Below are 24,601 nucleotides of genomic sequence, written 5' to 3' on the forward strand. Positions count from 1 at the left end.
CGGCCGGATCTTTTCGCCGGGGGCGAGGAGGCTCGGCCGAGGGAAAGTCACGTCAACTCGGTGCGTGAGCAGGCACCGCAGCTTCAGGGGGTACGTCATGGCCGCCAGGCCTCTCGTCGCGCGACAGCCGAACGAACGGCTGCAGGCGCTCATCCAGGAGGCGGGTTGCTCGAACGCCGGGCTGGCCCGCCGGGTCAACATGTGCGGCGCCGAGCACGGGCTCGATCTGCGTTACGACAAGACGTCCGTGGCGCGCTGGCTGCGGGGCCAGCAACCGCGGGGCCGGGCACCGGCGATCATCGCGGAGGCACTCGGACGCAAACTCGGCCGTACGGTCACGATCGACGAGATCGGCATGGCCAACGGCAAGAACCTCGCCTCGGGCGTCGGTCTCCAGTTCTCGCCGACGGTGCCCGGCGCCGTCGAGCAGGTGTGTGAACTCTGGCGCAGCGACGTGGGCCGCAGGGACTTCCTGTCCGGCTCGTCCGCCGCCGCGTCCGCGCTGGTCGAGCCCAGCCGGGACTGGCTGATCACCGCGCCCGACGGCCAGGTGGCACGCTCGGCGGGGCCGCGCGTCGGCCAGTCCGACGTGGCGGCCGTCCGCGCCACGACCGAGGCCCTCGTGGGGCTCGACCACCAGTACGGCAGCGGGCACGTGCGCCCGGTCCTCGTGCACTACCTCAACAGCGTCGTCTCGGGGCTGCTGGCGGGGTCGTACCGCGAGGCCGTGGGCCGGGACCTGTTCGGCGCCGTGGCGCGACTGACGGAACTCGCCGGGTACATGGCCGTCGACACCGGGCAACCGGGCCTCGCCCAGCGGTACTACATCCAGGCGCTGCGCCTCGCGCAGGCCGCCGGGGACCGCGGGTACGGCGGCTATGTGCTCGCCGCGTCCATGAGCCACCTCGCGGCGCAGCTCGGAAGCCCGCGCGAGATCGCCCAGTTGGCGCGCGCCGCGCAGGAAGGCGCACGCGGGCGCGTGACGCCGCGCGCGGAGGCGATGTTCCTCGCGGCGGAGGCCCGCGGGCACGCCCTGCTGGGCGACGCGCGGGCCGCGCAGTCCTCGGCCGGGCGGGCGGTGAGCGCCCTGGAGGCGGCCGACCCGGGCACCGGGGACGACCCGGAGTGGATCGCGCACTTCGACCGGGCCTACCTCGCCGACGAGTTGGCGCACTGCCACCGCGACCTCGGGCAGGCCGAGGCGGCGGCGTGCTGGGCGGAGGAGTCCCTGGCCGGGCACCCGGAGTCCCGCGCCCGCAGGCGGGCCATCGGCTACGCCCTGCTGGCCACCGCGCAGGTGCAGCAACGTGAAGTCGAGCAGGCCTGCGCGACCGCACTGCGCGCCGTCCGGCTGCTGGACAGGCTGCGCTCCAACCGGGGCGCCGAGTACCTGGAGGACTTCCAGCAGCGGCTGGCGCCGTACCGGGAGGAACCGGTGGTCAGGGAGTTCACGGCGCGGCTCGAACTGCAGACGGCGGCATGAACGGCCCGGTCCCCGCACACGAAGCCGAGGGGAACGTGGGGCCCCCGCGCGGGAGCTGACACGACCGGCGTCGCACGGCCCGGGTTTGTTGTCGCGCTCACAGGGCAGAAGATCGCGCCCTGTGCGGCGTGGCAACGGGCTCGGGGGACCCGGTAGCGTGAACCGTTGATTCCGAAGGTCCCCCATTCGTAGGAGTCCCGGTGACGCAGAGTGGACAGGGCGAGCAGCCCTCGGCGCGCCCCGCGCGCGAAGGCATCGTGCTGCCCTCCGACGGCGGCGAACCGCTGTTGCCGGGTATGCCGGGCACGTCCGGCGGCGGCCGGCCCGGCGGGCCCGCGCCCGCCCCGCCGCCGACCACCACCCCGGCCGGCGGCCAGTCCTGGGGCACCCCGTGGGGCCCCGAGCAGCAGCAGACCCCGCCGCAGGCCCCCGGCTGGACGCCGCCGCCCGCGCAGCCCTGGGGCCCGCCCGACGGGGCGCAGCAGCAGCCCGCCTCCTGGGGCACCCCGGGCCAGGACGCCGGGGCACTGCCCCGGGGCGGCCCGGACGCCTACGGCGCGGCGCCGCACGTGCAGCAGCCGCACCAGGACGGCGGGGCTCACGGCCATGGAGGCGGCGCCTCGCTGCCGCCCGCGCAGCACGCCGGTCCGGGGCACGCCCTGCCGCCCGCCGGCGGCGGTACGTACGGCCACCAGGGCGCGGCCCCGCTGCCGCCCGCCGGCCAGGGCGGTCCGGCCCACGCCCTGCCGTCCCCCGGTGCCCCGCTGCCGCCTCCCGGCGCTCACGCCGACCGGGCGACGCACTACCTGCCGCCGGTCGCCGCGAACGCCCCCGACGAGGGTGCGACGCAGTACATACCCCCGGTGGGGCCAGGTGCCCTGCCGCCCGAGATGCCGGCCGGTCCGCCCGCCGAGTCACCGGCCGAGGCCACGCAGTTCCTCGGCCGCGCCCAGCCGCACACCGGCCACGCCGGTCAGCAGCCCCACGCCTCGCACGCCGCCCAGCACGCGCACGGCGGGCCCCAGCCGGGTGCCGGGCCCCTGCCGCCCGCCTCCGGGCCGGACGCCGAGGCCACGCAGTTCATGGCGCCCGTCGCCGGACAACATCCCGGGGCGGCGTACGGCGAGCGGCAGCCGCCCGCCGAGTTCGACAACCTTTTCCGCAGCGAGCCGGGCGCGAGCCCGGCGGGCGCCACCCAGCAGATGCCCCACTTCCAGCGGCCGGGCCCCCCGCAGGCCGCCGCGCCGAACGGGTACGCCCCGCAGGGCCCCGGCGCCGGACGGCCCGGCACCGGCCACGGCGGTCACGGTGGTGACGGCGGCGGCCGGGGAGCCCGCGGCGGGCGCGGCGGTTCGCGGGTGCCGCTGATCGCGGCGATCGGTGTCGCCATCGCCGTCGTCGGCATCGGCGCGGGCGCGCTCCTCGCCGGTGGCGGCGGCGGGGACGACGACACGAAGCAGCCGGTGTCCGCGACGGGCCCGACGGCCGAGGAGTCCGCCTCGCCGTCCGCCGACCCGGCCGAGGCGCAGGCCGTCGAGCTGGACAAGCTGCTCGCCGACAGCGGCGACAGCCGGACCTCGGTGATCAGCGCCGTCGCCGACGTCAAGGCCTGCCGCAACCTCGACGGGGCGGCCCAGGACCTGCGCGACGCGGCCAAGCAGCGCACCGGCCTGGTCACCCGCCTGTCCGGGGTGGCCGTCGACAAGCTGCCCGGCCACGCCGAGCTGACGTCCGCGCTCACCAAGGCCTGGCAGGCGTCCGCGTCGGCCGACAACCACTACGCGGCCTGGGCCGACCAGGTCGCCGCCAAGAAGGGCAAGTGCAAGAAGGGCCAGGCCCCCAGCACCGGCCAGACGGCGGCGGGCAACCGCGAGAGCGGCACGGCCAGCCAGCAGAAGGCCAGGGCGGCCGAGCTGTGGAACGCCATCGCCAAGACGTACGGACTGACCGAGCGCAGGCCCACCCAGCTGTGACGACGTGTCGCCAGGACGCGGGGCCGGGCCTGGCGGAGGGACGGCCCGGCCCCGACTCACGGCGTCACAGGTCCGCGTTCCGCAGCGTCCCCGTCACGTCCACGAAGCCCTCGCGCGCGGCCACCAGCCGGCCCTCCCGTACGACCTGAAGGGTCACCGGCGTCGACCGGGCGGGGGAAGCCCACGGAGGCGAGCCGGCCCCGGAACCTCCACCGCGGTGCCGGCGTCAGTGTGTGCCGGTCGCGCCCGTGTCCATCGGTGCCCAGGTCGTGACGGTGACCGGGGCGTCCCAGGAACCCCCTGGTACCGGGGGCGCCCCCGCAGCCGTCGGTGAGCGTCACGCACCTCGCCAGGGCGACCGCGGCCGGGCCGGACGGCGGGGGCGCCGGGCGAGGAGGCGGGACAGGAACGAGCAGCGGGTGGCGCCTACCGGTCATGCGCCGAACGATTCCGGCGCGCCGCCGACCGGGGAGTCGTCGCGCATCGACGGTCGGTGACCGCCAGGTGGATTGCGGGGGGCCGGTGGGGCGCGCCCGGTGAAGAACGTACGATCGGTGACCGTGCAAGGTTCGGAGAACTCTTCCCGTCGCGGCCGTCGCTCCTACACCATGGGCGGCATGCCACTGAACGACATGCCGTGGTGGCGCTGGCGCAGCAATGTGCGCTCCGCGCTGCACATGCTCTCCGACCCCGTGTTCCAGCGGGACGTCTGGCTGGCCGGTACGGACGGCTACGGCGACGTCACCGACGCCGTCTACCGCCTGGTCGAGGACACCTGGCTGGACCACTGGTCGGCCGAGAAGTACGTGGGCACGATCTTCCGTGACTCGCAGGAGGCCGCCCTCGTCGACACCGCCGTCCTGCGCGTGCTGCGGATCATGCACCAGGTCGGGCCCGACGCCCCCGTGCAGACGTACCTGGCGCACGAGGCCTGGCCCGAGGCGGTGCGCGCGGCCCGCGACGCGCACCTGCGGCTGGCCACGAGCGACGGCGAGGACCCGGACACCCCGCCGCGCAGCCTCGGCGTGCTGAACATGATGACCCGGTCCGCGTAGCGGAACGCCGGATCGGTGCGGCACCGGATATGCGACCCTGTCCCGCATGAACGCGCAGTCCACCCGAGCCGCGGCCCTCGCCGACCAGTACGTCCTGACGCTGTCCTGCCCCGACAAGCAGGGCATCGTGCACGCCGTGTCGAGCTACCTGTTCATGACCGGCTGCAACATCGAGGACAGTCAGCAGTTCGGCGACCACGACACGGGACTGTTCTTCATGCGCGTCCACTTCTCGGCGGAGCCGCCGGTGACCGTGGACAAGCTGCGGGCCAGCTTCGCCGCGATCGGTGACTCCTTCCAGATGGACTGGCAGATCCACCGGGCCGACGAGCGGATGCGTGTCGTCCTCATGGTCAGCAGGTTCGGGCACTGCCTGAACGACCTGCTGTTCCGCGCCCGGATCGGCGCCCTGCCGGTGGACATCGCGGCCGTGGTGTCCAACCACACCGACTTCGCCGAGCTCGTGCAGTCGTTCGGCGTCCCCTTCCACCACATCCCGGTGACGAAGGACACGAAGCCGGAGGCCGAGTCGCGGCTGCTGGAGCTGGTGCGTGAGGAGAACGTCGAGCTGGTCGTGCTCGCCCGGTACATGCAGGTGCTGTCGGACGATCTGTGCAAGCAGCTCAGCGGGCGGATCATCAACATCCACCACTCGTTCCTGCCGAGCTTCAAGGGCGCCAAGCCCTACCACCAGGCGCATGCCAGGGGTGTGAAGGTGATCGGCGCGACCGCGCACTACGTGACCGCCGACCTCGACGAGGGGCCGATCATCGAGCAGGAGGTCGAGCGGGTGGGGCACGGCGTCACCCCGGACCAGCTCGTCGCGATCGGCCGGGACGTGGAGTGCCAGGCACTGGCGCGCGCGGTGAAGTGGCACGCGGAGCGGCGCATCCTGCTCAACGGGCGGCGGACGGTCGTCTTCGCCTGATCCTGATCCTCGCTCTGCTCCTCGCCGGTGGCCGGTCACGCGCGGCCGGGCCACGCGCGGTCACGTTGCCGCGCGGACACGTCACACGTGACCGGGTCCGCTGCGGCAGGGGCGCACGCGGTGGCGTCACATGCGGCTGAGTGAGGCCGCCGCGAACAGCACGTCCTCGATGGCCCGTTTGTCCCCGAGCTGGCCCACGGCAGCCTCCTGAGGGGACACATGTCCCGCGGCCAGCCGGCAGAACTCCACGCTGTCCAGCGCGATGTGCGCCACCTCGTGCTCGGCGGATCCCACCGCCGCCGGGGAGTCCAGCGGGATCAGCCACTCGCCGCCGCCGGAACCCTCGATCTCCAGCCGCAGACTGCGGCACGGCGCGCCCGCCGCGAACAGATGCCGGTGCCCGTCGGACGCGGCCGGCCCGTCCGTGCGGCCCGCCAGCACCCTCGGCAGCTGCCGCGCCGCCAGATCTATCATCCGGTTCAGGTGCCGCGCCGACGGCAGCTCGTACGGATAGTCCACCGCCTGCGCGATGTCCTCCGCGTGCAGCCAGCACTCGAACGCCCGGTCCAGCATCGCGTCGGCCAGCGGCAGCACGCATGTGCCGCCGTACGAGATGGGCATCCGGCCCTCGCCGCCGCCGGTGAACGCCGCCGTCCGCACCAGGTCGTGGCTCTGCTCGCGCCACTGCGCCCGCACCCCGGGGGAGGGCGGCATGTGCAGCACCCGCCAGTACGCCTCGGTGCGCGCCGTGGGCGTCCCGGCCTCGGCGGCGGTCTCGCCGAGCGGATCGTCCAGCCCGAGCGCCGCCGCGACCAGCCCGTCGACCGTCAGCAGGTGCGCGATCACCCCGGCGACCGTCGTCCGCCGGCCGGTCTCCTCGTCGTCCGCGAACCAGCGAAGCCGCACGGGCGCGCGCCACTCGGCCTCGCCGAAGTCCTGCAGCAGCGCGTCCAGCCGGGCGGTCTCGGCGTCGTACGCCGTCGCCCATTCCGGCACCGGGATGCGTGGCGGGCGCCGCTCCAGGCAGGCGTCCAGGACACGGGTGCGCAGCGCCGGACTCAGGTCGAGGCTCTCGGGCCGCTGGAGCAGGCCGACGGCGTCGCGCAGCCCCTCGGCCTCCTCGGCGCAGGCGGCGCACGCGCGCAGGTGCTCCTCGACGACTGCCGCCTCCTCGGCCGGGCAGGCGGCCAGTGCCCAGGCGCCCAGCAGCGACTTCAGGGTCCGGTGGCCCAGGACGGGCGGGGCGGCGCAGCACGGGCGGCCGTGCTCCGCGGGCGGGGGCAGCGGTCGTCCGCCGCCCTCGACGGAGACCCGCGGCGGCGGAATGCGGAGCCGGGGGAGCAGACGGATACCGTCCTCCTCCGGGCCGCCAGGCTGCGGCCCGCCCTCCCGAGGCCCGCCGGACCCGCCGAGCTCGCCCCGGTCGGCGTCACGGTCGGAGAACCGGTCGGCGGGACGGTCCCGGTCGTCACAGTCGCGCGGGTCGCCGGACGCGCACGGCACGTCGGACGGGTGGGGCGGGCCGTGGTCGGCGAATCCGCCGGACCACCGTGCGCCGGCACCCTCGCCGACGCCGGTTCCCGTGTGTCCCTGGTCACCCTCGTGCGCGTCGTACGCCCCGGACGGTTCCGGTCCGCTCACGCCGCACCCCCGTAGCCGGACGGTGCGCCCGGCGCGCCGGCGTCGCGTGCCGTGGACAGCAGCTGCAGGCCGAGGCGGAGCCTGCGACGCGCCTCGTCCTCGGTGACGCCGAGATCGACGGCGGTCCGGCGGTAGTCGTGGCGCTGGAAGTACGCCAGTTCCAGGGCGGCGCGCAGCGGGCCGGGCATGGACTGCACGATGTAGTCGGCGCGGGCCGCGACGGAGGCCTCACGCACCCTGCCCTCCAGTTCCTCCGGGCTGCCGCCGTCGCGGACGAGGGCGGCGGCCCCGGTGTCGCGCAGCCGCTGCACGGCGAGGCGGTGGGTCTGCGCCGCGATCCAGCTGCGCAGCGGGCCCTGCTTCGGGTCGTAGGTCCCGGGGTGCTGCCAGACGTGGGTGAACACCTCGCGCGTGACGCGGTCGGCCGCGCGCTCGTCACCGAGCACGCGGTGGGCGAGGCCGTGCACGAGGCAGGCGAACCGGTCGTACAGCTCGCCCAGTGCCGCCGCCTCCCCGCGTGCGAGCCGCTGGTGCATCGTGTGGTCCCAGCGGCGCGGTGCTGCCTTCTTCGCCATACGGCCCCCCTGCTTGCCTGCCCGGCTCGGCTGTCGTGGGACTCCCTCGGAGGCCCCACGTACGCCCACCGTCTCCTCGAATGTAGTCGGCACGCCTGACAGTGCACCCCTTTTTGCGTCAATGTGTGCACTCGGCACACCGGCGGGTGGTATGGCGTCGCATGGCACAGGTCACGCGGGCCGTCCGGTGTCTCCGTCCGGCCCCGGGGCCGGGACAGACCCGGCGAACGGGAGGGAAGCCGACCTGTACCGGCCGCCTCGGCCGGTGGCCGTCTGTGCCCGGGTGTTTCAGGGAACGGCGGCTGGGCAGCCGCGCTGCAAGGAAGCGAAAGAACTACTTCCGTTTGGTCCGGCGAGCGAAGGGCATGGCGGTGGCGTTCGAAGTGACCGGTGCCGAGCGCGGCGAGTGGGCCGTGCTCCGGGTGTCGGGCGAGCTGGACCTGGTGACGTCGCCGGTGCTGCGGCAGGGCGTCCACGACGCGGTGGCCGACGGCAGGCACAGTCTCGTCCTCGACCTCTCGGAGGTCTGGTTCTGTGATTCCAGCGGCGTCGGCGTCCTCATCGCCTCCCGCCGTCTCATCCGCAGTTGCCGTGGCAGCCTGCGGCTGGTTCTGCCGGCCCGCGGCGCCGCCGACGGCTCGCACGTCAACCGCGTCATGGGCGCGCTCGGTGTCCGACGGCTGTTCGACGTGTACCCCGACGCCGAAGCGGCCGTCGCCCCGCAGGCCGGCCCGCTGTCGGCCTAGACGGAGCTTCCCCACGTCCCCCTTGCCTGGTCGCGAGCAGGTCGGCCCTCACCGCCGGACCCGCCGCGCGCCGGTGCCCGTCCGAGCCGGTGCCCGTACGTGCCGGTGCTCGTGCAGGCCCGTCCCGGTGCAAGCGCCGGTTTCCCGCTCCGGTGCGGCCCGCGCCGTCGTACGCTCCGGGCGACACGTCCACCCCACCCGACGGAAGGCGGCCCGAGAAGACATGGTCAGCAGCGAGTACGAGCGCAGGATCGCCGCCCGCTTCGCCACCTTCGACCAGGACGGCAACGGCTACATCGACCGTGCGGACTTCAACGTGGCGGCCAAGGCGCTGCTCGCGGAGTTCGCCGTACCGGCGCGCACCGACAAGGGCCAGGCGCTGTACATCGGTGCCGAGGCGTTCTGGCAGGGCATGGCCGGGATCGCCGACCGGGACGGCGACCAGCGCATCACCCGCACGGAGTTCGTGACCGGCGCGGTCAAGCGGCTGCGCGACAACCCCGACCGGTTCGCCGAGATCGCCCGTCCCTTCCTGCACGCGGCTCTCGACGTCGCGGACCCCGACGGCGACGGCCGGGCCACCGTCGAGGACACCGCCCGCGTACTGGGCTGCCTCGGGGTGAGCGACGAGGTCGCCGCCCGGGCCGCCGCCGCCCTCGACGCCGACGCCGACGGCAGGATCGGCGAGGCCGAGATCGTGTCCGCCTTCGCTCACTACTTCACCGTCCCCGAATAGGCCGGGTCCCGGCCGGCCCCCGGAGCGGGCCCAAGTCCCGTACGGACGCGGGGTGTTGGTGCCGTGCGTCGTGACACGGAGTGAGCGTCCGCGTACGCCCCGGTGGGGGTGTTCGCCCGGTCGGGCGGTGCGGCGGCGGTCTGGGCTGGGGCGTTGCGCCGACCCGTCAACAGCGGCGTCACGGAGTGTGATGTCGAGGGTGGGCGTCCCGCCCCTTCGTCGGTCACGCAGAGTCAAGGGCGCGCGGGTTTCGCGGAACGGCTCGTCATGTCCCGGAGTTGTGCGTCCGCTCGGGTACCTTGTGGTGAACGCGAGTGGCCCTGAGCGCGCGCCCGGCCGGAGTTGCCCGGAGGCGGCCCCGGATACGGCGGTCCGCGCCGCTGTTCGCGGGTCGGGAGGGCTCGGCGGGGCCGCGTGTGCGGCGTCTCGCGGCGGGGGTCGCACAGTATGCCGCACGGGTACTCCTTCTCGTTGGAATATGCCCGAAGCGCTTGGCGGCGTGACTGTACGTCAACCACGCTGTCCCGTAAGGAATTCACGTTCCGTGATCCATGACCCGGTCGTGGTTCCGGCCTCTGCGGGAAGGGGCCGCGATCGTGGTTCTCGTGAGGCGTGAGCCCAAGTGTCCGACGGTTCGGATGGTGTGAGCGGTGCAGGTGCTTCAAGTGCAGTTGGAGGTCCGGCCCGACCCCGCCGAGGTGGCGCGAGCCCGTAAATGGGCCCGCTCACGCCTCGCCGGGTCGGGGATACGGCCCGACGAGCCGATCGCGGAGACGCTGATCCTCCTGGTGTCCGAGCTGGTCACCAACGCCGTGGTACACACCGGTCGTCCGGCGGTGCTGCGGCTGTCCCTGCCGGGCTCCGCGGCCGACGGCGCCATCGTCCGCCTGGAGGTCGCCGACCGCAGCGACCGTGCCCCGGTGCCCCGCTGCCCGGACAGTGACGCGACGGGCGGCCGCGGACTCGCCCTCGTCGACGGGCTCGCCGACCGCTGGGGCTGGAACGCCGAGGGCGCCGGAAAGCGCATCTGGTGCGAACTCGACCGCTGCGCCCGGCCCTCCGGCCCCGACGCCTGCGCTGCCGGCACGGAGGCCTGCGCCACCGGTGCCGTGGCCTACGGCGGCGGCGCCACGGCGTACGACGGGTGTGCGTACGAGGCGGTCTAGGGGCCGGGGCTCGCGGGCGGGGCCGGCCGGGGGCGGGGGCGCACGCCGGACGCGTGGCGTGCTCGGGGCGTCAACTGGTGCGCCGGGGTCGTGCTTCTGTGCGCGTCCGTAGCAAAAGGTGTGTACGTCATAAATCCTTGAGTGGGTGTTGACGCTCCATGTCCGTTTGATCACGCTTGTGGCAGCGACTTGCCGTGAGGGGACGGCGAGGGCCCAGGTGACGGAGGCCCTCGCCGAGTGCGGGTCGTGATCCGGCGCCGGTCTCCCCGGGGTCACGGGAGACCGGATGGGGGCGCCGGAGCCGGGTGGCGGCGGGGCGCTTCCGTTCCGTCGTCCACAGCCTGTGGATGACGGAACGGGACGCGCCCGCCCCCACCGCCACGACACCGTCCCGGTACCGCTTCGGCGCCGCTCGGGCTTCCGGTCCCGCCACCGCCACGACTCCCGGTCCCGCTCAGGCTTCCGGTCCCGCCACGGCTTTCGGTCCCACCACGGCTTCCGCCACGGCTCGCGGTCCCGCCGTCGCTTCCGCCCCGACCCGGAAGGTCCTGCGATACGCGGTCGGTGTGACCCCCAGTGCCGCCTGCAGGTGCTGCCGCATCGACTGGGCCGTGCCGAAGCCCGCCTCGCGGGCCACCTGGTCCACCGACAGGTCGGTCGACTCCAGCAACTGACGCGCCCGCTCCACCCGCTGCTGCGCGAGCCACTGCCCGGGGCTCACCCCGGTCTCCTCGCGGAACCGGCGCGTGAACGTGCGGACGGACATGCTCTCCCGGCCCGCCATGTCCCGCAGCTGGATCGGCTCGTGCAGCCGTCCCAGCGCCCAGGCCCGCGCCCCCGTCGTCGTCGCCTGCTGCGGATCGGGCACCGGCCGCGCGATGTACTGCGCCTGCCCGCCGTCCCGGTGCGGCGGTACGACCGTACGGCGGGCGATGTCGTTGGCGACCGCCGTGCCGTGGTCGCGGCGCACCATGTGCAGGCACAGGTCGATGCCGGCGGCGACCCCGGCCGAGGTCAACACGTCGCCGTCGTCCACGAACAGCACGTCCGGGTCGACCCGCACGCGGGGAAAGAGCCGCTGGAGGCGCTCGGCGTCCGCCCAGTGCGTGGTCGCCGGGCGCCCGTCCAGACGGCCGGCGGCGGCCAGCACGTAGACCCCGGTGCAGATGGAGGCGAGACGGGTGCCGGGCCGGACGAGGGCCAGCGCGGCGGCGAGCTCCTCGGTCAGCACGCCCTCCTCGTACACCGGGCCGAGCTCGTACGACGCCGGGACGATCACCGTGTCCGCGGTGGCCAGTGCCTCCGGGCCGTGTGCGACGTGCAGGGAGAAGTCGGCGTCCGTCCGCACCGGGCCGGGCGGCCGGACCGAGCAGGTGACGACCTCGTACAGGTGCCGTCCCCGGGCGTCCTTCGGGCGGCCGAAGATGCGGTGGGGGATGCCCAGTTCGAAGGGGAGCAGGCCGTCGAGGGCCAGGACGACGACGCGGTGCGGGCGGGACGGCGAGGCGGAGCGGCTGGACGGGGCGGCCGAGGTCATGGCCCGATCCTAACGAATACTGTCCTTCGGGCCACTCGCCCGTGCGGGTCCGGGACCGCAGGCTTGGTGCCGTGCCTCAGACAACCGCTGCCACCGCTGCCGCCACCGCCGCCGAGGACGTGGGCCGTCGCGGGCGCCCCCGCGTCCACCGTGCCTGGTTCGTCGCCGCCGTCGCCTTCGTGACGATCATCGGCGCCGCCGCGTTCCGCTCCGTGCCGGGGCTGCTCTTCGACCCGCTCCACGAGGAGTTCGGCTGGTCGCGCGGCACGATCGGCGCGGCGGTCTCCGTCAACCTCGCCCTGTACGGCCTGACCGCGCCCTTCGCGGCGGCGCTGATGGACCGCTTCGGCATCCGGCGTGTGGTCGCCGTCGCCCTCACCGTGATCGCCCTCGGCTCGGGCCTGACGGTGTGGATGACCGCGGCCTGGCAACTCATGCTGTGCTGGGGGCTGCTGGTCGGCCTCGGCTCCGGTTCGATGGCGCTGGCCTTCGCGGCGACGGTGACGAACCGCTGGTTCACCACGCGGCGCGGCCTGGTCACCGGCATCCTCACCGCCGCCTCCGCGTCCGGACAGCTGATCTTCCTGCCGCTGCTGTCCTGGATCGTCGACCGGTACGCGTGGCGCCCCGCCGCCGTGACCGTCGCGCTCGCCGCCCTCGCGGTCGTGCCGTTCGTCCTGCTCCTCATGCGGGACCACCCGGCCGACGTGGGCCTGAAGCCGTACGGGGCGACGGAGTTCGTACCGAAGCCCCCGCCCGTGCCCGGGGCCGCCCGCCGCGCGGTCACCGTGCTGTTCTCCGCCGCGCGCACCGGGCCGTTCTGGCTGCTGGCGGGGTCCTTCGCGATCTGCGGCGCGTCCACCAACGGCCTGATCCAGATCCACCTGGTGCCCGCCGCCCACGACCACGGCATGCCCATCACGGCCGCCGCCTCCCTGCTCGCCGTGGTCGGGGTGTTCGACGTCGTGGGCACCGTCGCCTCCGGCTGGCTCACCGACCGCTTCGAACCGCGCCGCCTGCTCGCCGTCTACTACGCCCTGCGCGGCGTCTCCCTCCTCTTCCTGCCGATCCTGCTGGCGCCGAGCGTCCGCCCGCCGATGATCTTCTTCATCGTGTTCTACGGCCTCGACTGGGTCGCCACCGTCCCGCCCACACTGGCGCTGTGCCGGGAGCACTACGGCGAGGAGAGCGCGATCGTGTTCGGCTGGGTGATCGCCTCCCACCAGTTGGGCGCCGCCCTCGTCGCCTTCCTCGGCGGCGCGGCCCGCGACGCCTTCGGCTCGTACGACGTCGTCTGGTACGCGGCGGGCGCGCTGTGCGCGGCGGCGGCGCTGATGGTCCTGGTGATCCGGCGCCGCACGGCGCCGGCGCCGACGCCGGTGCTCGCCTGAGAGGCCGGGGCCGCTCAGCCCGGCAGGCGGGACACCCGGCCGGTGCCGTGCTTCGCGACGGCCGCGGCGATCCGCACCGCGTCGCGGGCCAGTTCGCGGAGCATGCCGCTGATGGGGTTGGTGTACCCGGTGAAGTACAGGCCGGGTGCCCCGTCCGGGGTGCGGGGGCCCCGGACGACGGGTCTTCCCCGGTCGTCCAGTACGCCGAGATGGCCGACGAGGCTCTCCAGGCCGCGGGCGTACCCGGTCGCCGCGATCAGCGCGTCCGGTGTGACGCGGCTGCCGTCGGCGAGGACCACCTCGCCGTCCTCGAACCGCTCGACGGACGCCACGACCTCCACCGTGCCGGTGCGTACGGCGTCGATGAAGCCGACGTCCTGGACCGGGATCGCGCCCTCCCGGACGCGGGAGTACAGGCCGGTGTCCGGGCGGGGCAGGCCGTGCTCCGCCAGGTCGGGCACGCCGAGGCGGGCCATCGGCCGGGCCAGCCTGTCGACCAGCGCCGTCGGCAGGCGCCGGACCAGCACGCCGGTGTACTGCGCGGCCCAGCCCGCCGTCGAGCGCCGCACGATGTGCGGCACGGTACGGACGGCCACGCGCACGCGCGCCGCCCCGCCCTCCGCGAGGTCCACGGCTATCTCGGTGCCGGTGTTGCCCGCGCCGACGACCAGTACGTCCCGCCCCGCGTACGGCTTCGCGTCGCGGTATTCGCGCGCGTGCAGGAACTCGCCCGTGAACGTGTCACGTCCCGGCCAGGACGGGACGCGCGGGGTGTGGTTGTGGCCGGTCGCCACGACGACCGCCGCACCGGTCAGCTCCCGGCCGCCGGAGGCGCGCAGCAGCCAGCCGGTGCCGTCGGGCGTGCGCTCCACACGGGACACCTCGACGCCGGTGACGATCTCCAGGCGGTGGTGTTCGGCGTACTTCTCCAGGTAGCGCACCACGTCGTCCCGGGACACCCAACGCCCGAACCGGCGCGGGATCGGCAGGCCGGGCAGGCCCGACAGGCGGCGCGTGGTGTGCAGGTGCAGCCGGTCGTAGTGGCCCCGCCAGGACGACCCGACGCGGTCCGACTTCTCCAGGACGACGGCGCGGATGCCCCGGGCGCGCAGGGCGTACGCCACGGCCAGGCCGCCGGGGCCGGCGCCGATGACGTAGACGGGGCGCGCGGGGTCCGCCGGTGGCTGCGGCGCGGGGTGCGAGGACGTGGTGGAGTCGGCCATGGCGGGAGTATCCACCACGCGGGGGAACGGTTGTGCGAGGACCCCGGGCGTGGGAGAGGGCACGCGCCGGATCTCCGCGTGGCCCGGCCTCCGGCGCACGGCGTGGGCGTGGGCGGGGGCGGGGGCCGTTACGCGGGGATCCGGCCGCCGTGGGTCGCGTCGGGTCCGATGTCCACGCCCGGCGTGGTCAGGGCGGCGGCGAGCCGGTGCTCACGGGTGATCCGTTCGTGGGCGGCCCGCTTCACGCGTGCCTGTACGGCTCGCTCATGGGCCGTGAGGTACGGGCGGATCAGACGGACCTGCTCCCCCGTCAGGGATTCCGGCTCGGCGTTGTACGCCGCGTACGGGCTGCGGGGCAGCGGGGCCGCGGGGGGCGCCGGTGCTGCGGGAACGGTCGGCGTGGCCTTGCGCCAGCCCGGCGCGAGCCGGTGCCTGCCCCGTGCGGGCAGGACGACGGCGAGGAAGCTGCGCAGGCATGCCGCGAGGGCTCGCGCGATAGGGTTGCGCATGTCGGCTCCTGGTCAGTCGGCCACGCCCCGGGGGTGTTCCAGCACCCGCCGGGGTCATTGTGTGTGAGGGAACGGTAGCAGTCCGTGACGGCCGGCAGGTGCGGAAGTGCCATCGTGCGGCCCGGCTCGGCGCCTGTACGGCGTTCTCGCCGCGGGAGGCCCGGATGACCGGCCCGGACGTGCCCCGCCGCCGTCGGCGGGCCGGCCCCGGTGCGACCCTCAGGGCCACAGCAGCCGCCGGTCCCACCTCCCGTTCGCGCCCCGCCGGTACTGCACCCGTACGTGACGCCGGCCGGCTTCCCCCTGGAAGAACTCCACCTCGTCCGGCACCAGCCGGTACAGCGTCCACGTCGGCGCCGGCGTGGCAGGCTCGCGGCCGGCCCGGTCCCACGCCGCCCGGGACGCCTCCTCCAGCGCTTCCACCGACTCCAGCACCTCGCTCTGGCGGCCGGTCAGGGCCGCGGCCAGGGCTCCCGTGGAGCGGGCGCGCAGGTCCGCCCGGGATTCCTCGGGGGAGGCGATGCCGACCGGGCCGCGCAGGCGTACCTGTCTGCCCAGGACGGGCCAGTAGAAGGAGAGCGCCGCGTACGGGCGTGCCGCGAGCTGCCGTCCCTTGCGGCTCGTCGCGTGCGTCGCGAAGGCCCAGCCGTCGGCGTCCGCGCCGTGCAGCATCACGGTCCGTACGTCCGGCAGGCCCTCACCGTCCGACGTCGCCAGCGACATGGTGTGCGGCTCCGGCTGCCCGGCCGCCACCGCTGCCGCGAACCACCGTGTGAACAGCGGCAGCGGCTCGTCGGGCGCGGTGTCCGGGTCGAAGGCCGGCAGTTCGGTGACCTCGGGGTCCCACACTCGCAGCGACCTCAGCAGTTCGTGAAGATCCATTCCCATCCCCCGATTGTCGTGCGCCCCGCCGTGCCGCACGCCGCCCCGGACGCGCGACAGGCGGTGATCCATGCGCATGGACCACCGCCTGGCTGACAGGACTTGGGGCGTCTGAGACGTCGGGCAACCCGTACGGGACGTGCCGCGCTCACCGGGGCGGCTACTTGACCGGTCTCTTCCCCGTGACCCCCAAATACACCAACAGCGCGAGATTCGGCCTCAGTTCCGCCTGCTTCACGCCCACGCCCTTCTGGTGCGAGGCCACGGCCGCGAGCATCGCGACCAGCGAACCGGCGATCGCCGCCGGACTCACCTCCTTGTCGACCTTGCCCCTGGACTGCAACTCGGTCACGGCCTCCGTCAGGGAGCTGTTCACCGAGTTGAGGATCTTCGTGCGGAGTTTGTTGAAACGCTTGTCGCCCTCGGCCGCCCCGAGATCGACAACGCGCAGAAGCGCATCGTTTCTGCGCCAGAAGTCGAGGAAGCCGTCGACAAGATCCTGAGCGGTCTGCCAGCCGGCCTTGCCGACCCAGGAACGGCCCGCGACCAGCTCCGCCAAGTCGGCGCTCTCGGCGGCCATGTGCTCGGCGAGCTCCAGGACGGCACCTTCGACATCCGGGAAGTACTGGTAGAAGGTCGCGGGCGACGTACCGGCCTTGCGGGCGACATCGATGACTTTGACGTCGCGGTACGGGGAGGAGCTGAGCATCTCGCTGAGGCAGTCGAGCAGCTTCTGCCGGGTCGCCTGCCCACGCCGGCCGGCCACGCGGCCGTCGACGGTACGCACTTGTCCTGTCATGCCGGTCAGCTTACCGAGGGGGGAAGTGAGCGCTATTCGGCCGACTGCAAATGGGGTGCGCGAGAGTCCGGCGGCGGGTGTACCTGGTCTGCGCGTTGCGTGAGCGGCCGTTACGTTGGCGGCATGGCCGAAAACAGGGCATTCGAGTTCGGGGAGGGCGTCCCCTGCTGGGCCGACGTCCAGCTCCCCGACGTCGAGGCGGGCAAGCGGTTCTACGGCGGGCTCTTCGGGTGGACCTTCCGTGCGGGACACGGCTCCTCCGTGCGGGCCCTGCGGGAGGGCGAACCCGTGGCCGCGCTCGTCCCCAAGACGGACGGCCGGATGCCCACCGTCTGGACGGTCTACTTCGCGACACCGGACGCGGCGGCCCTGGTGCGACGCGTCCACGCGGCGGGCGGGCAGCTCGTGACCGCGCCGACGCAGGTCCCGGGGGAGGGGGCGTACGCCCTGGTCACCGACGCCGAGGGTGCCGTCTTCGGGCTGTGGGAGCCCCACGGCCACGAGGGCTTCGGGGTGCGGTACGAGCCGGGCACCTTCACCTGGGCGCAGCTCTACACCCGGGACACCGGGGCGGCCAACGCCTTCTACGGCGTCCTGTTCCGCGAGGCGCTGTTCGGGCCGGACGCCGAGCCCGACTTCGGCCGCGCGCCCGTCACCGGTGTCTTCCCCGCCGAGATGCCGCCGCACTTCCTCGTCCACTTCGGCGTCGAGGACTGCGACGAGGCCCTCGTCGGCGTACGACGGCTCGGCGGCCGGGTGCAGGCCGCGCCGTTCCGCACGTCGTACGGGACCGTCGCGGTCGTCAGTGACGACCAGGGTGCCTCGTTCGCCCTCCTGCAGCGCGTGTCACCTCTGCCCGGCCTGTCACGCTGAGTCGGGTGTACCGGATGCATCGGGCATATCAGGTGTACTGGGGCGACCTGGGGCGGTCGGCGCCGGCTCCGGCCCACCGGACCGGGGTGGTGCCCGAAGGCATGTCCGACATCTGAGAAAAGAACCGCGAGGTCCCCGCGGGGCGTCCCCGGGAATGTCCCGGGGACGCCCGACCGGCGTCCCCGGGCGCGTCCCCGGGCGTCGCACGGGTGCTCGCACGGTGCTCGCAGGGTGCCCTCCGGGCGCCGTCCGGGTGTCGCGGCACCCGGGCGCGGGCTTCCCTCCGGGTCCGCCGTGTGGTTTTGTCCCAGGACACCCCGATCCGCCCCCGGGTTCGCCAGCAGGGCTCCGGCCAGGAAGAATCGGGGTGCGTGCCGCCACGGCGGTGCGGTGGTGAGACGCTGCACCGGGCCGCGACATATGGCGTTCATATGGCGGTGGCGCGGCTCGTACGGGGAGGTGGCAGGCAAGTGGTGGAGCAGCTGACGCAGCACGACCCGCGGCGGATCGGGCCGTTCGAGGTGCTGGGACGGCTCGGGGCCGGCGGAATGGGACTGGTCTATCTCGCACGCTCGGCGTCCGGCCGGCGCGTGGCGATCAAGACGGTCCGGACGGAACTCGCCGAGGACCAGCTGTTCCGCGTCCGCTTCACGCGTGAGGTCGAGGCCGCGCGGGCGGTCTCCGGTTTCTACACCGCGGCCGTCGTCGACGCCGACCCGCGCGCCGCCGTGCCGTGGCTGGCCACCGCGTACGTTCCCGCGCCCTCCCTCGAGGAGATAGTGAATCAGTGCGGGCCCCTCCCCGCCCAGGCGGTGCGCTGGCTCGCGGCCGGTGTCGCGGAGGCGCTGCAGTCCATCCACGGCGCGGGCCTGGTGCACCGCGACCTCAAGCCGTCGAACGTCCTGGTCGTCGAGGACGGCCCCCGCGTGATCGACTTCGGTATCGCGTCCGGCGTCTCCAACACCCGCCTGACCATGACGAACGTCGCCGTCGGCACGCCCGCCTACATGTCCCCGGAGCAGGCCAAGGACTCCCGCAGCGTCACCGGCGCGAGCGACGTGTTCTCGCTGGGCTCCACCCTCGTCTTCGCCGCGACCGGCCACGCCCCCTTCCACGGCGCCAACCCGGTCGAGACGGTGTTCATGCTGCTCAGGGAGGGCCCGGACCTGGAAGGCCTGCCCGCCGAGCTGCGTCCGCTCATCGACTCGTGCATGCAGATGGAGGCCTCGGCGCGCCCCAGCCCCGCCGACCTCCAGGCCCAGCTCGCCCCGCACCTGTTCGGCTCCGGCTCCGACGACAGCGGTACGGCGTCGGCCTGGCTGCCCGAGGTCGCGGTCAGCCTCATCGAGGCCCGCCGCAACGGCCGCCCGCCGTCCAAGGCGAACCAGGGCCCCGGCCGCAGCACGGGGGGCCGCCCGCACGTACCGCCGCCGCCCTCGCACGACCCCGTCGTACCGGCCCGGCCGCCCGTGCCCGTCGGCGCGCCCGACACCGGGCCGGTCCGGCTGGCCGGCGCGCCGGTGCCCATCGGGCCCGGTCCGCGCGTCGCCGACGTCCGCGTCGCCGCCGTGAAGCCGCCGCCGCCGGAGTTCGCGCTCGCCGCGTCCTGGTCGAAGGCCCAGCACGGCGTCCACGGCGCCGACCCGGCCGCCACCGCCGCGCCCCCGTCCCCGGCGACCGGCGCGGACCATCCCGGCGGCTGGCGCCCGTGGCGGTTCCGGATGTCGAACGACGTGTGGGGCACCCCGTCCGTCGCCGACGACCTCGTCTACGTCACCTCCTTCGAGGTGCACGCCCTCGACGTGGCCACCGGCCGCCGCCGCTTCAAGACGCGGGACGTCGCCTGGTCCATGGCGGTCGCCGACGGTCGCGTGCACGCCTCGGACGGGCCGACCCTCTTCGCCCTGGACGCCCGCGAGGGCACCGACCTGTGGCGCCTGCAGACCGACGCCTGGGTGTACTCGCTCAAGGCCGACCGCGGCACCGTCGTCACCGGCACCCGCGGCGGCGGCGTCCAGGCCTGGGAGGCGACCGGCGGCCAGAAACTCTGGGAGCTCGGTGGCGCCCAGACCGACTTCGAGTCCCCGGAGGCGGGACCGGCCGTCCACGAGGGCACGGTGTACGTCTGGCAGGACGCCCGGCTGCGCGCCCTGGACGCCCGTACCGGTGACGAACGCTGGTCGTACCCGATCGGCGACGCCGCGTCCTGCGGCGGCGTGCCGGTCCGCCTCACCCATGCCCCGGACGGCTACGTGTACGTCTGCGCGGGTACGAGGGTCCTGGCGCTGGACGTCGCCGGCGGTCACGTCCGCTGGCACTTCGAGGCCCCGGCCGTGTTCCTGTGCCCGCCCGCCTTCGTGCCGGGCCCCGCGGTGACCGGCGGCGGCCTCTACCTCGCGGACTATCTCGGCACCGTGTACGCCCTGGACGCCACCGACGGCCGGGACCGCTGGCGCATCGCCACGGAGGCCCGTGCCTCGGTGGAACCGGTGCTGGTGGCCGCGGGCCACGTCCACGTGGGCAGCGGCAAGGGCCTCTACACGCTCGACGCCGTCACGGGCACCCCGAAGTGGCGCTTCCAGGCGGGCGGCGACATCGTGGGCGCGCCCGCGGTCGCCGAGGGCCGTATCCACTTCGGCTCCACCGACCACCTGCTGTACACCCTGAAGGCCGACGACGGCCGGCTGCGCTGGAAGCTCGCCACCGGCGGAGAGATCACCGGTTCCCCGGTGGTGCGCGACGGTGTGGTGTACGCGTGCAGCAAGGACCGCTGCGTATACGCCCTGGACGCGGAGAAAGGGACGGGTACGGCGCGTACCACGTGAGGGTTCCGCACCTTACTTCACGGGTTTGTCACGCCCCCGGCCGCGCGGCCGGAGTGCCTCGTCAACCCCTGTTAGCGTGATGCGGCCATGACGGGGGAGGCCATGGGCGCAACCCCCCGTACCGCTCCACCAGGCCATCACCACACGGGGGTTGAACCATGAAGCTTCGTCATGTCCGCACAGCCGTCATCGCGGTCGGCGTCGTCGTCGCCCTGACCGGGGCCCGCCACTCCAGCGGCGGCGGGTGCGGCAGCTCGCACCACAGCAGCTCGACCTCGGGCGGCTCGCACCACGACTACGACGATGACGACTACGACGTCGACGTGGACGTCCCCGACGTCGACTCGGGCTCCACCGGCGACACGAGCTCCGGCTCGTCCTCCTCGGCCACGAGCGACCTGAGCATCGACGACTGCGGCTACGACGAGTCCCGCGGCCTGGTCGCCACGGTCACCGCGTCCAACTCCGCCGGGCCGACGGCGTACACGTACGACTTCACGGTCGTCTTCAAGGACGCCGGCGGTACGACCCTGGAGACGACGACCGACTCGATCGTGTACGTCCCGGCACAGGGGGAGCGCACCCAGGACGTGGCGGCGCCGTTCGTCCCGAGCAGCCCGGGTGCCACGGACGGCGGTACCTGCGAGATCACGGACGCCACGAAGACGGTGGTGTAGCAGGAGCCCCGTTCCCGCCGGCTCCGGACAGACGTCGGCCGCGGCAGTCCCCCTGAGACTGCCGCGGCCGGTCCCCCCGTGAGAGTGGCTCAGTTGGGGCGCTCGATCGTCGCGTGGGCGTCGAGCGTGGTGATCTCCTCGTCCGTCGCGTGGGCGTCGGTCGGCTTGAGTTCCTCGCTCGTGGCGTGGGCGTCGAGGGTGGTGATCTCCTCGTCCGTCGCGTGCGCGTCGGTCGGCTTGAGCTCGTTGTCGGCCATGACGGTCAACTCCCTGAAGTCTGTGACGATCCGTACGCATCCGTCCGGCGACTCCCCCGAGGGCCGCCGGACGGATCCGTGAGGCCGGCCACCATAACGGTGGGGCCCTCACCGAGCCGCCTGCCCCCCGACGCGGCGGTTCGGTAGGGATAAGCATGCCGCCCGGCGATAAACGAATGATGAACGCGCGGACGCGGTCCGCACGGGGCGGGGACGCGGGTCCGGGCGGGGCGGGGACGCGGGTCCGGACGCGGACCGGCACGTCCTCCCGATTACCGGTCTGCTCACCGGTCTGCTCACCGGTCTGACCACCGGTCCGGACGCCGGGTCAGGCCACCGCCGCCGGGTTCAGCAGCGCGCGTACCCCGGCCGCCTCCGGAGAACTCAGCGCCTCGAACATCGACAGCGCGTCCTGCCAGCAGACGTGCGCCCGGTCGGTGTGCCCTATGGCGCTCAGCGCCCGGCCGAGCACCGTGAGGACGTTGGCCCGCCGCCAGTCCCCGCCGATGCCGCGGAGCAGCACCAGCGCCTGCTCGGCGTGCGAGGCCGCCGCGGCGGGCTGCTGGTCCGTCAGATGCAGCTCGGCCAGCCGGAACAGCGTCATCCCGTGCCACAGCAACTGCCTGCTGTTGTGGAAGATCTCCAGCGCGTCGAGCAGGGCCACCCGGGCCTCCGCGGTGCGGCCGGCGCTGGTCAATGCCATGCCGAGGGCGTACTTGCCGTTCGCCAGCCGCAGGGCCTGCCCGGTGGCGTCCCGCTCGTAGATCTCCACGCCGGTCCGGGCGAGCTCCACGGCGCTGTCCGTGCGGCCGGTCGCCAGGTGTACGCGGGACAGGTTGCACAGGACCGCGGCGGCCCCCGGCTGGTTGTCGTCGGCGCGGAACGCCTCCAGGGCCTGCCCGAAGTGCGCCTCGGCGTCGCCGTGCCGCCCCTCGTACAGGGCGATGATGCCGCGCTGGTTGGGCGCCTGGCCGCAGGCGACCGGGTCGGCGGAGACCAGACCGAGACCGAGGGCCCTGCTGCCCTCCTCCTCGGCGTCGGCGAAGCGCCCGGACACGCTGTGGACGTGGGTGAGCATCGTGCGGGCCCGGCCCTCGGCCCAGTCGTCCCCGACGGCCCGGGCGGCCTCGCTGACGGCCGCGGCGGCCTGCGTGAACTGCAGCGAGTTCGCGCCCGACTCACCCAGGTCCACCGCCGCCATGAGCAGGTCGGCGGCCTTGCGCTGCATGCCGGCCGCCGCCCCCTGCCGCGCACAGGCCAGCAGGCACTCCGACTCGCTGAACAGCCACTCCAGCGCGCGGTCCCGGTCGGGGAAGACCAGTCCGGGCAGGCGGGTGGCCGCGAAGTGGGCCAGGACGCGCTCCCCGGGCCGCTCGATCGCGTAGACGCCCGCGGCCGTCGCCAGGTAGAAGTCCAGCAGCCGCGACATGGCCGCGCGCCGCTCGCTCGGCGGTTCCTCGTCGCGTTCCGCGCACGCACGCGCGTAGAGCCGGACCAGATCGTGGAAGCGGTAGCGGCCGGGCGCCGCCGACTCCAGCAGGGACGTGTCGACCAGCGACTCCAGGAGGTCCTCGGTGTCCTCGGCCGGCAGATCCAGGGCCGCCGCTGCCGCCGCCACCGAGATGTCGGGCCCGTCGGCCAGGCCGAGCAGCCGGAACGCGCGGGCCTGGAGCGGCTCCAGCTGGCCGTAGCCGAGTTCGAAGGTGGCCTTCACGGCCAGGTCGCCCGCCTGGAGCTCGTCCAGCCGGCGGCGCTCGTCGGCGAGCTTGGCGGCCAGCACCGACACCGTCCAGGTGCGGCGGGCCGCCAGACGGGACGCCGCGATCCGGATGGCGAGCGGCAGGAACCCGCAGGCCGCCACCACGTCCAGGGCGGCCTCCCGCTCCGAGGCCACCCGCTCCTCGCCCACGATCTTCGTGAACAGCGCCAGCGCCTCCTCCGGCGACATCACGTCCAGGTCGACCAGGTGCGCGCCCGCGAGGCCCACCATGCGGACCCGGGACGTCACGAGCGCGGCGCAGCCCGCCGTGCCGGGCAGCAGGGGCCGCACCTGCGCCGCGTCGTGGGCGTTGTCCAGCAGGACCAGGACACGGCGGCCGTCGAGGACCGAGCGGTACAAGGCGGCACGTTCCTCCAGGGAGTCCGGGATGGCCGAGTCGGCCGTGCCCAGGGCGCGCAGGAAGGACCCGAGGACCGTCTCCGGCTCGGCCGAACGGGAGCCCGCGCCCTGCAGGTCGACGTACAGCTGGCCGTCGGGGAACGCCGTGCGGGCCTGGTGGGCGACGTGCACCGCCAGGGTCGTCTTGCCGACGCCGCCGATACCGGCGAGGGCCGACACCGCCATGACGCGGCCCTCCGCCGACGCCAGGACGTCGCCCAGCTCCGCCACCAGGGCCGTACGGCCCGTGAAGTCCGGGATCGTGGCGGGCAGTTGCGCGGGCCGGACCGGTGCTGCCGCCGCTTCCGCCACCGGGGCGGGCGGCTCGGCCAGGCCGGGGTCGGCCCGCAGGATGCGCTGCTGAAGCTCCTGGAGCCCCGGGCGCGGGTCCACGCCGAGCTCGTCCGCCAGCAGACGGCGCGTGTCCGCGTACACGGCGAGGGCCTCGGCCTGCCGGCCGCTGCGGTACAGCGCCAGCATCAGCAGCTCGCGCAGGCGCTCGCTCAGCGGGTGGGCGGCCGTCAGGGCCGTCAGCTCCGACACGGCCTCGGCGTGGCAGCCCTGCTCCAGGTCCATGTCCAGGCGGCTTTCGCGCAGTTGCAGCCGCCACTCCTCCAGGCGTACGCGCTGCGCCTCCGCGTACGGGCCCGGCACGCCCGCCAGGGTCTCCCCGTCCCACAGGGCCAGCGCCCGCCCCAGCAATTCACGGGCGTGGCCCAGGTCCCCGGCGCCCCGCGCCTTCTCCGCCTCGGCCGCCAGGTCCTGCGCCGCCGCCAGGTCCAGCGTCCGCTCCCCGAGGCCCCGCACCGCGTACCCGCCGGACTCGCTGACCAACAGCCCGGCGCCCAGTACCTTGCGCAGCCGCGACGCGTACGTCCTGACCGCGGCCAGCGCCTGCAACGGCGGTTCCTCGCCCCACAGGGCGTCGATCAGTTCCGCGGCGGTCGCCGTGCGGCCCTCACGCAGCAACAGCGCGGCCAGCAGGGCGCGTTGCTGTGGAGAACCGGTGTTCAGCGACTTGCCGCCACGCCAGGCGCGGACCGGGCCGAGCACTCCGAAACGCAGCGCCCCCGGCCCCTCCGAGCCGGTCCGCCTCTGCTCCGGCACTCGCGGTACAACCATCGCCGTCCCCCTAGGCCCTGAAGCAACGATGTCAGTTTGCCTTGT

The 24,601-nt window shown here is 74.3% G+C and carries 20 protein-coding genes; 11 read left to right on the forward strand and 9 right to left on the reverse strand.

Translation table 11 applies throughout. The annotated features are described in order from the left end of the window. The first annotated feature begins 97 nt into the window (after window positions 1–97). The 4 genes from ABZ354_RS07435 (at window position 98) to purU (ending at window position 5,439) form a co-directional block, all read left to right on the forward strand. Window positions 98–1,483, forward strand: a complete 1,386-nt coding sequence (locus tag ABZ354_RS07435; protein ID WP_358653945.1) for a transcriptional regulator — start codon at window positions 98–100, stop codon at window positions 1,481–1,483. Window positions 1,484–1,683: 200 nt separating this feature from the next. Beyond that, window positions 1,684–3,456: a hypothetical protein gene (locus ABZ354_RS07440; RefSeq protein ID WP_358653947.1), complete on the forward strand. Its 1,773-nt coding sequence runs from the start codon at window positions 1,684–1,686 to the stop codon at window positions 3,454–3,456. A 554-nt stretch (window positions 3,457–4,010) separates the two neighbouring features. Next, window positions 4,011–4,511, forward strand: coding sequence for a hypothetical protein (locus ABZ354_RS07445; RefSeq protein WP_358653949.1), 501 nt, complete (start codon window positions 4,011–4,013; stop codon window positions 4,509–4,511). Between the two features lie 46 nt (window positions 4,512–4,557). Then, window positions 4,558–5,439 (forward strand): formyltetrahydrofolate deformylase, encoded by an 882-nt coding sequence (gene purU, locus ABZ354_RS07450; protein WP_358653951.1) that lies wholly within the window; start codon window positions 4,558–4,560, stop codon window positions 5,437–5,439. A gap of 126 nt (window positions 5,440–5,565) precedes the next feature. On the opposite strand, the gene ABZ354_RS07455 is transcribed toward purU, so the two are convergent. Together ABZ354_RS07455 and ABZ354_RS07460 are read right to left on the reverse strand one after the other, a co-directional pair. Further along, window positions 5,566–6,789, reverse strand: coding sequence for a maleylpyruvate isomerase N-terminal domain-containing protein (locus ABZ354_RS07455; RefSeq protein ID WP_358654327.1), 1,224 nt, complete (start codon window positions 6,787–6,789; stop codon window positions 5,566–5,568). A 287-nt stretch (window positions 6,790–7,076) separates the two neighbouring features. Beyond that, the gene (locus ABZ354_RS07460; protein ID WP_358653953.1) at window positions 7,077–7,655 is read right to left on the reverse strand and encodes a sigma factor; all 579 of its coding nucleotides are present in this window, start codon (window positions 7,653–7,655) and stop codon (window positions 7,077–7,079) included. 365 nt (window positions 7,656–8,020) lie between these two features. Between ABZ354_RS07460 and ABZ354_RS07465 the strand changes: the two genes are divergently transcribed. From ABZ354_RS07465 to ABZ354_RS07475, 3 genes are all read left to right on the forward strand, one after another. Continuing rightward, complete coding sequence (locus ABZ354_RS07465) at window positions 8,021–8,401, forward strand: STAS domain-containing protein (RefSeq protein ID WP_358654329.1); 381 nt, start codon at window positions 8,021–8,023, stop codon at window positions 8,399–8,401. Between the two features lie 223 nt (window positions 8,402–8,624). Next, entirely contained in the window at window positions 8,625–9,137 is a 513-nt protein-coding gene (locus ABZ354_RS07470) for an EF-hand domain-containing protein (protein ID WP_358653955.1), read from the forward strand. A 665-nt stretch (window positions 9,138–9,802) separates the two neighbouring features. Next, on the forward strand, window positions 9,803–10,303 hold the full coding sequence (locus tag ABZ354_RS07475) for an ATP-binding protein (protein WP_358654331.1): 501 nt from the start codon (window positions 9,803–9,805) through the stop codon (window positions 10,301–10,303). A gap of 454 nt (window positions 10,304–10,757) precedes the next feature. On the opposite strand, the gene ABZ354_RS07480 is transcribed toward ABZ354_RS07475, so the two are convergent. After that, window positions 10,758–11,840: a helix-turn-helix domain-containing protein gene (locus ABZ354_RS07480; protein ID WP_358653957.1), complete on the reverse strand. Its 1,083-nt coding sequence runs from the start codon at window positions 11,838–11,840 to the stop codon at window positions 10,758–10,760. Window positions 11,841–11,911: 71 nt separating this feature from the next. Between ABZ354_RS07480 and ABZ354_RS07485 the strand changes: the two genes are divergently transcribed. Further along, complete coding sequence (locus ABZ354_RS07485) at window positions 11,912–13,231, forward strand: MFS transporter (RefSeq protein WP_358653959.1); 1,320 nt, start codon at window positions 11,912–11,914, stop codon at window positions 13,229–13,231. 14 nt (window positions 13,232–13,245) lie between these two features. On the opposite strand, the gene ABZ354_RS07490 is transcribed toward ABZ354_RS07485, so the two are convergent. From ABZ354_RS07490 to ABZ354_RS07505, 4 genes are all read right to left on the reverse strand, one after another. Next, window positions 13,246–14,454: an NAD(P)/FAD-dependent oxidoreductase gene (locus ABZ354_RS07490; protein WP_358653961.1), complete on the reverse strand. Its 1,209-nt coding sequence runs from the start codon at window positions 14,452–14,454 to the stop codon at window positions 13,246–13,248. Between the two features lie 128 nt (window positions 14,455–14,582). After that, window positions 14,583–14,963, reverse strand: a complete 381-nt coding sequence (locus ABZ354_RS07495; protein WP_358653963.1) for a hypothetical protein — start codon at window positions 14,961–14,963, stop codon at window positions 14,583–14,585. Between the two features lie 219 nt (window positions 14,964–15,182). Next, window positions 15,183–15,851 (reverse strand): pyridoxal 5'-phosphate synthase, encoded by a 669-nt coding sequence (locus tag ABZ354_RS07500; protein ID WP_358653965.1) that lies wholly within the window; start codon window positions 15,849–15,851, stop codon window positions 15,183–15,185. Between the two features lie 154 nt (window positions 15,852–16,005). Then, a complete protein-coding gene (locus tag ABZ354_RS07505) occupies window positions 16,006–16,632 on the reverse strand; it encodes a TetR family transcriptional regulator (RefSeq protein ID WP_358654333.1) in 627 nt (208 codons plus the stop codon). A 135-nt stretch (window positions 16,633–16,767) separates the two neighbouring features. On the opposite strand from ABZ354_RS07505, the gene ABZ354_RS07510 reads away from it, so the two are divergent. The 3 genes from ABZ354_RS07510 (at window position 16,768) to ABZ354_RS07520 (ending at window position 21,019) form a co-directional block, all read left to right on the forward strand. Then, window positions 16,768–17,517 (forward strand): VOC family protein, encoded by a 750-nt coding sequence (locus tag ABZ354_RS07510; RefSeq protein ID WP_358653967.1) that lies wholly within the window; start codon window positions 16,768–16,770, stop codon window positions 17,515–17,517. A gap of 470 nt (window positions 17,518–17,987) precedes the next feature. Beyond that, window positions 17,988–20,342 (forward strand): PQQ-binding-like beta-propeller repeat protein, encoded by a 2,355-nt coding sequence (locus tag ABZ354_RS07515; protein WP_358653969.1) that lies wholly within the window; start codon window positions 17,988–17,990, stop codon window positions 20,340–20,342. Between the two features lie 158 nt (window positions 20,343–20,500). Next, window positions 20,501–21,019, forward strand: a complete 519-nt coding sequence (locus ABZ354_RS07520) for a hypothetical protein (protein WP_358653971.1) — start codon at window positions 20,501–20,503, stop codon at window positions 21,017–21,019. 89 nt (window positions 21,020–21,108) lie between these two features. Here ABZ354_RS07520 and ABZ354_RS07525 read toward each other — a convergent pair whose 3' ends face one another. Continuing rightward, window positions 21,109–21,276: a hypothetical protein gene (locus ABZ354_RS07525; protein ID WP_358653973.1), complete on the reverse strand. Its 168-nt coding sequence runs from the start codon at window positions 21,274–21,276 to the stop codon at window positions 21,109–21,111. Between the two features lie 328 nt (window positions 21,277–21,604). After that, entirely contained in the window at window positions 21,605–24,556 is a 2,952-nt protein-coding gene (locus tag ABZ354_RS07530) for a BTAD domain-containing putative transcriptional regulator (protein WP_358653975.1), read from the reverse strand. Between the last annotated feature and the right edge of the window lie 45 nt (window positions 24,557–24,601).

This window comes from Streptomyces sp. NPDC005925, from assembly GCF_040638805.1.
Classification (GTDB): domain Bacteria; phylum Actinomycetota; class Actinomycetes; order Streptomycetales; family Streptomycetaceae; genus Streptomyces.

What these genes read in the sequence shown, in the direction of transcription:
- ABZ354_RS07435 (WP_358653945.1), top strand. Translation starts at nt 98, where the DNA reads ATGGCCGCCAGGCCTCTCGTCGCGCGACAGCCGAACGAACGGCTGCAG.
- purU (WP_358653951.1), top strand. Translation starts at nt 4,558, where the DNA reads ATGAACGCGCAGTCCACCCGAGCCGCGGCCCTCGCCGACCAGTACGTC.
- ABZ354_RS07460 (WP_358653953.1), bottom strand. Translation starts at nt 7,655, where the DNA reads ATGGCGAAGAAGGCAGCACCGCGCCGCTGGGACCACACGATGCACCAG.
- ABZ354_RS07465 (WP_358654329.1), top strand. Translation starts at nt 8,021, where the DNA reads ATGGCGGTGGCGTTCGAAGTGACCGGTGCCGAGCGCGGCGAGTGGGCC.
- ABZ354_RS07470 (WP_358653955.1), top strand. Translation starts at nt 8,625, where the DNA reads ATGGTCAGCAGCGAGTACGAGCGCAGGATCGCCGCCCGCTTCGCCACC.
- ABZ354_RS07480 (WP_358653957.1), bottom strand. Translation starts at nt 11,840, where the DNA reads ATGACCTCGGCCGCCCCGTCCAGCCGCTCCGCCTCGCCGTCCCGCCCG.
- ABZ354_RS07490 (WP_358653961.1), bottom strand. Translation starts at nt 14,454, where the DNA reads ATGGCCGACTCCACCACGTCCTCGCACCCCGCGCCGCAGCCACCGGCG.
- ABZ354_RS07495 (WP_358653963.1), bottom strand. Translation starts at nt 14,963, where the DNA reads ATGCGCAACCCTATCGCGCGAGCCCTCGCGGCATGCCTGCGCAGCTTC.
- ABZ354_RS07500 (WP_358653965.1), bottom strand. Translation starts at nt 15,851, where the DNA reads ATGGGAATGGATCTTCACGAACTGCTGAGGTCGCTGCGAGTGTGGGAC.
- ABZ354_RS07510 (WP_358653967.1), top strand. Translation starts at nt 16,768, where the DNA reads ATGGCCGAAAACAGGGCATTCGAGTTCGGGGAGGGCGTCCCCTGCTGG.
- ABZ354_RS07520 (WP_358653971.1), top strand. Translation starts at nt 20,501, where the DNA reads ATGAAGCTTCGTCATGTCCGCACAGCCGTCATCGCGGTCGGCGTCGTC.
- ABZ354_RS07525 (WP_358653973.1), bottom strand. Translation starts at nt 21,276, where the DNA reads ATGGCCGACAACGAGCTCAAGCCGACCGACGCGCACGCGACGGACGAG.
- ABZ354_RS07530 (WP_358653975.1), bottom strand. Translation starts at nt 24,556, where the DNA reads ATGGTTGTACCGCGAGTGCCGGAGCAGAGGCGGACCGGCTCGGAGGGG.